Annotated in this window: 7 protein-coding genes; 4 read left to right on the forward strand and 3 right to left on the reverse strand. The window is 46.6% G+C overall.

Going from position 1 to position 5,542, the window contains the following annotated elements:
- A partial coding sequence (locus RIC07_RS36630; protein ID WP_446398799.1) for an RRXRR domain-containing protein occupies nucleotides 1-426 on the reverse strand: 426 nt, incomplete at its 3' end.
- A 936-nt stretch (nucleotides 427-1,362) separates the two neighbouring features.
- Here RIC07_RS36630 and RIC07_RS36635 point away from each other — a divergent pair.
- The 4 genes from RIC07_RS36635 (at nucleotide 1,363) to mltA (ending at nucleotide 4,119) form a co-directional block, all read left to right on the forward strand.
- Nucleotides 1,363-1,731 carry a Mo-dependent nitrogenase C-terminal domain-containing protein gene (locus RIC07_RS36635; protein WP_446398800.1) on the forward strand — a complete coding sequence of 123 codons (369 nt, stop codon included), beginning with the start codon at nucleotides 1,363-1,365 and terminating at the stop codon, nucleotides 1,729-1,731.
- Nucleotides 1,732-1,784: 53 nt separating this feature from the next.
- Nucleotides 1,785-2,555, forward strand: coding sequence for a hypothetical protein (locus tag RIC07_RS36640; protein WP_446398801.1), 771 nt, complete (start codon nucleotides 1,785-1,787; stop codon nucleotides 2,553-2,555).
- Between the two features lie 53 nt (nucleotides 2,556-2,608).
- Nucleotides 2,609-2,860 (forward strand): hypothetical protein, encoded by a 252-nt coding sequence (locus tag RIC07_RS36645; RefSeq protein ID WP_006106003.1) that lies wholly within the window; start codon nucleotides 2,609-2,611, stop codon nucleotides 2,858-2,860.
- A gap of 80 nt (nucleotides 2,861-2,940) precedes the next feature.
- Complete coding sequence (gene mltA, locus RIC07_RS36650; protein ID WP_446398802.1) at nucleotides 2,941-4,119, forward strand: murein transglycosylase A; 1,179 nt, start codon at nucleotides 2,941-2,943, stop codon at nucleotides 4,117-4,119.
- Nucleotides 4,120-4,150: 31 nt separating this feature from the next.
- Here the strand turns inward: mltA and RIC07_RS36655 are convergent, their stop codons facing one another.
- Together RIC07_RS36655 and RIC07_RS36660 are read right to left on the reverse strand one after the other, a co-directional pair.
- A complete protein-coding gene (locus tag RIC07_RS36655) occupies nucleotides 4,151-4,600 on the reverse strand; it encodes a hypothetical protein (protein ID WP_446398803.1) in 450 nt (149 codons plus the stop codon).
- A gap of 290 nt (nucleotides 4,601-4,890) precedes the next feature.
- The coding region (locus tag RIC07_RS36660) for a CHAT domain-containing protein (RefSeq protein ID WP_446398804.1) at nucleotides 4,891-5,542 on the reverse strand (652 nt) is incomplete at its 5' end.

Genomic DNA, 5,542 nt, shown 5'->3' on the forward strand with positions numbered 1-5,542 from the left:
CTGTCTATTGGCTCGAATTGAGGGAGGTAGTTTGGCTTGCTTGCGATTCTCAAACCGCTTTTGACGATGACACCGCTCAGAGTAGGGTAACTTTCGGTTAATCCGTCTCCCTCTCCTTGACCTACGCATAACCCGCCGTAATTCCATCCGCTCTTTAACTGTTTTGAACGGTAGAACTAGATGAGCCATCCAGAGGGTGGCAAGACTTGACTGAACGGCGGCGCCTGAGTAGCATTTGCCTGGATCTATGCCCAAAGCTATAGGCTGCGTTTCCTCTCCTGTTTCAAAAGTTAACTGAATGACAAAGCATCCTAAGTCGTTGTGTACAATTTTGGCTTTACCTTCTTTTAGCCAACGTCTAGCACGGCTAGCTTTGGTTGGCATCAAGGGTTTACCTGACTTTGATAAAACTGGTACTCGTAACATGGAGATAATCCTCACGAGCTAGTGTGTAGTCCCTTCCCGCCATCTCGGTTAAGATGTCGTACAGACGCCCCGGCGGGGCGTCTCTACAACAGCCCGACAAAAGGCTTTAGATTTAATCCGGACTAGGGAAACATCCGGGTGTCTGTACCAAACCGAGACTCTATGCGGTATTCAACGGTTTAAATCGCCGTTTGTCCGGCAATCCCTGACTTCAAGCGTTAGCTAAGTCGGGGTTGTTGAATCTTCCTCAGTGTCTGTATCGGTGTAGCCATCGTGCTTATTGCCTCTCGATTTCAGGTTTATGCAAAAGATCGCATTCCTTTGCCGATCGCAGATGACTGACTACCAGACAGGGGATTGAGCAGAGACAACCTGACCCCATGGAGCGGATACCGATGAATCGCCGATAGCCAGAGTAATCCCGAAGATTTTGCGATCGCTTCCTCATATATCAGTTAACTTAATCACCTCAATGAGTTATTCTTATAAGTGGTGTCACGGACACCGCTACTGCGAGTGAACTGAACTTCAGTTAGATTACGGATGCCCCCAAGTTCAGCCTGTGGCAACATGAAAATCAGTACTCTAGCTTTAATAATGGGGACAAAGCAACAATTATCAGCTTTTTTATCAATTGTCTTAGTCTATTGACTGACAACCCAGTCACGCTGTATAAATCCTACTTTTAAGATGCGCTGCTCCTTGATTAGAGCAGCCTATATAACCCAGTTTTCTTAATATCTGGGGGATCACCAACAGAACCGAAACAGCTTGAATCCACTCGCTTTTGCTCGTGAAGAAGTTTACAGAACGTGCAAAATTCACGCTGAAACTTCACTAAACCTTTACGGACATTCATCCGGTGTAAATGCCAGAGTAGTTGTAGGTGGATAACAAGTGGTTTAGTTGGTTTGTTGATAGTACAGGAACAGATTTATGAGTGTATCTGATTTTACAACGAAGAACCCAATTCTTACGAAATGGTTGTGGATAGAGCCAAAACAGCCGTCCTCAACCCCAACCCAACCTCCCCAACCGAAAAAACGATTCGATTTGCTCAAACCCATTAAACGGTGGATTGATGGGATTGAAGTGCATAATCCCCAACTGGCGCACTTGATCTGCCATTTGATCCCCGCCCAATGCCCCTTTGAGCGAGACATTAACCTATTTGGGCATACTCTGTTTCACATTCCCCCCTTGTGTAAGCTGAATCCCTTCTATGACGAAGTAGTCGGATTACGCTTCCGGGCGTTGTGCTATTTAGCCGATGAATGTGGTGAAGATATTTCCGCTTACTGCTAAAATTCCAAGACTGGGAATTTTAATGTTAGGTGCGGAATCCTTGATCACACAGCATGGCAATCATTGCTCTGAAAGCCTGGTATCTCCAGGACTACGAACCGATTAGAGAATTGGAGAAACGCCCTCACGATTTGCGGTTAAGCAAAAACAGCTTGCTCAAATCAGGGTTAAGGGCTGACTTCTTAGACGATAGTCAGGATGTCAAACAATCAGAATGGTTTGGACGCTACCTGGATGGGGAAACGGTGGAGTTTTACATCGAAGGAAGCGGCGGCTATGCCATTTCTAATATTGATTTGATCTCTCACGAGATTTACTTCACCAAGCAAGAGGTGATGGCGCAACTTGATCCAATTATCTTTTTGAGTTATCAAAATGAATGTTCTCGTGCCAGTGAAGCGCTACGGGATAGCCTCAATGACACCCTGGAGGACTTCAATCAGCGATCGCGTCTTCCCCTAACCTTAGAACAGTCTCGTCGCCCTGTGGGTGAACCCATGCGCCTCAGCAGTACCCAGATGCGTCGCATCCGCAAGAGTTTACTGTTTGTCGCCGATGGTACCGCGATCGCGAAAGTGGACAGAGAACAGACACCCCTCGTGATCCCCAATCCCCAAGTCTGTGTCGAAATCGGTTACGCCCTCACCAGCAAGCGCCGAGAACAAATTTTACTGGTACAGATGGAACGCCCCGATTTACCGGGACAGTTTCCCTTTGAGGTTCCCCAGCACCAGCAGCTATCATTTCGTCAATCTGAGGATTTACAAAAGACCTTGCCTGTGGTATTAGAAACATTACTGCAACGGTTTAATCTGTGGACGTGATTTATCTGTCGTGGTCACAGATAATAATTGGGATGGATTGAGGAGAAAATTTCATGCCAAGAACTCCAGATGAGTTTGCCGTTCACATTCTTATGGCTGGCGGACACCGAGAAGAGGTGCGTTTTACCACGATTCAAGAGTTTCAGAAATGGTACAGTGGTGAACTCGTACCCAAATCTGAGTCTAAGGACTTTATCAACGTCCCGATTAAAAATATTCAGGGCGAATATATGGTGGTACGCCCCTCCAGCGTTTTAGCGATTCGGGTGGAACCCATCTTCGGGGGTAGCGTCGAGCGCTTTTAGAATGAAGTCTTTGTCATTGGTCATTGGTACAACATCCAATGACTAATGATTGATGATACGACGTCACAGTTTGAACAAGCATGAGAAAACAACTGACGAGTTTATCTCTGAGTTTAGGCATACTCTTATTCAGTGGCAGTAGTTGGGCTGTTCCTGATGTTCCTCTAGAGCCAATAAACCCTGATACTGAAGAGGTGACACTGGACTCCCTCGGCTTCGATGAGCAACTCTGGGGGACTCCTGAACAACCAGGCGATCGCCAAGCTTTACTCAAGTCAATTGACCATAGCCTGCGCTATCTGGCGACGCCGACAGCAGCGGCGACGTACCAAAACTATCCCATCCCCGGAATAACTCTGGAACGAGTGCGCCGTTCTCTGGTTCGATTTCGTCAACTTCTGCTCACATCCAATTCCCCGGCTGAACTGCAAGCGGCGGTGAATCGCGAGTTTGAGGTTTATCAGTCGGTGGGACATGATGATCAGGGATCAGTTTTGTTTACGGGGTACTTTGAACCGATTTATGCTGCCAGTCGTACCCCTAGCGCCGAGTATCGCTATCCTCTTTACCGTTTACCGACAAACTTTAATACCTGGAAAACGCCTCACCCGACTCGTGCTGATTTAGAAGGCGTGGATGGGTTTGGTGAAAATAGTCCTCTGTATGGGTTAGAACTCGTCTGGTTACGCGATCGCCTCCAGGCATTTTTGATTCATGTTCAGGGTTCTGCCCGTCTGCAATTACCCGATGGGAGTCTAATGACGGTTGGGTATGCGGGGAAGACGGATTATCCTTATACCAGTGTGGGGCGAGAATTGGTCAAAGATGGCAAGTTGCCTCTGGAAGGGTTAACCTTACCTGTGTTAATGGATTATTTCCGTCAATTTCCCAGTGAACTGGATCAGTATTTACCTCGGAATCAAAGTTTTGTCTTCTTCCGGGAAACCAATGGCGCACCCGCGACGGGAAGCCTAGGTGTACCTGTGACAGCCGAACGATCCATTGCTACAGATAAATCCTTAATGCCTCCCGGCGCATTAGCGTTGATTCAAACTCGCATCCCCTATCCTAATGCCCAAAGACAACTCGAATCCCATTGGGTGAGTCGCTATGTTTTGGATCAAGATACCGGGAGTGCGATCAAAGGACCCGGACGAGTGGATATCTTTATGGGGACAGGAGTTCTCGCAGGCGATCGCGCCGGAGTCATTGGCGGTAATGGAAACCTGTATTATTTATTGTTGAAAGAGTCCAGATGATTGGGGAAGAGGTGATTGCTAAAACGCCATTCTACCCAAAGGTAGCCGCCGCTAAATCAATGTCCATCTCTTCGGGTAGTTCAAAACGAGAGAGGAAACGTTTGAGTGTAGCAAAGCGATACCCTACCAACAAGCCCTGATGCGAGGGATTTCGGGGATCACCATTTCCTCTGAGTACCTCTACTAATGGTTTGGGGGGTTGGGAACGGTGGAGAATGCGATTATGAGATTTGCCTAAGGAACAGCCTTCCCAAAACTGGATGCGTTTTTCTGGATCGGGTGAAAAATCTTGGATGTATACCTCAATCGCGTTTTCCAGAAACTGTAGCATCTGCTGAACTTGCGATCGGTTGTGTTGCCACAGTTTACTATCCGGATAGTGATCTTGAATCACTTGACAGGTTAACTGAAGACTTTGTAACGTCGTTTTGAGTTGGTATTGTTGGCTTAAAATGAATCCATCCAGATCAGGTGATGACATAACGGTTCACTGAGAGTTAAATTGATTAGCGCTATGCTATTGGGCATTGCCTATCCAGATTTAGGCAAAGAGAACAGGCAATAGGGATTATGTAATTTCAATCATCATAGCTTGAAAGACACGTTCGTCGTTGCGCTGTCTTCGCCATAAACGTTCGCATCCCTTACTCCCAAATAGGCTTTGTATAAACTGAGTTCTGGCGACAGTCGTCAAGCACCCAAATCTTGAACAATGGTGCGTTACGCTGCGCTAACGCACCCTACTGGCTACAATTTGATCGTTTTCCCTAACTACCAAGGATTGCCAATCAGGGTAAACGCACTCCAATAATATGGATGAGTTAAATTAATATCACCTTGGTTCCGTAGTTCCTCTGGTAAGTCTACTCTCGCCGATGGCGTGACTAATTCATCTCCTTCTAATTCCACCTCTCCCCGCATCATTGCGACTTGTGCTTGTCGCAAGGCTTCAGCTTTAATCGGGGCTTGTTTTAACTGTTGGTAAAACGTGGTCATTAGTCCTAATGTCCCGGTATCACTCACATACCAAAGACTCCCTAACGCCGATTTCACCCCAGCTTGTACCGCTAATCCAGTAAATCCTAATTCCGCTTGTTCATCCCCTAACGCTGAACGACAGGCACTTAAAACCATCAGTTCGACTGGGGGATTATCTAACTGTAACTCCTGTAATTTGTCTAGGGTTAATCGAGTATTCCAAAACTGAATATAGGAGTTATTAGGTTTTCCCGGTTTAAATTCCCCATGGGTGGCGAGATGGAGAATGCCAAAAGGTTGACTAGCGCGGGCTTGTTTGAGATTTTCTAGAGTGAAGGTTTGGTTAAGAAAGGACTGACCCGACCACAACTGATTGGTAATAATCGATAACTCTTTGGGGACAGCAGGTAAAGGGTTTTGTTCTTCAAATTTAGACGCGCCCATA

This window comes from Coleofasciculus sp. E1-EBD-02 (assembly GCF_040218245.1).
In the GTDB taxonomy this organism is placed as follows: Bacteria; Cyanobacteriota; Cyanobacteriia; order Cyanobacteriales; family Coleofasciculaceae; genus Coleofasciculus.

Bases quoted from the DNA above. Each gene is read 5' to 3' on its own strand.
- RIC07_RS36635 (WP_446398800.1), top strand. From the start codon at position 1,363: ATGAGTGTATCTGATTTTACAACGAAGAACCCAATTCTTACGAAATGG.
- RIC07_RS36640 (WP_446398801.1), top strand. From the start codon at position 1,785: ATGGCAATCATTGCTCTGAAAGCCTGGTATCTCCAGGACTACGAACCG.
- RIC07_RS36645 (WP_006106003.1), top strand. From the start codon at position 2,609: ATGCCAAGAACTCCAGATGAGTTTGCCGTTCACATTCTTATGGCTGGC.
- mltA (WP_446398802.1), top strand. From the start codon at position 2,941: ATGAGAAAACAACTGACGAGTTTATCTCTGAGTTTAGGCATACTCTTA.
- RIC07_RS36655 (WP_446398803.1), bottom strand. From the start codon at position 4,600: ATGTCATCACCTGATCTGGATGGATTCATTTTAAGCCAACAATACCAA.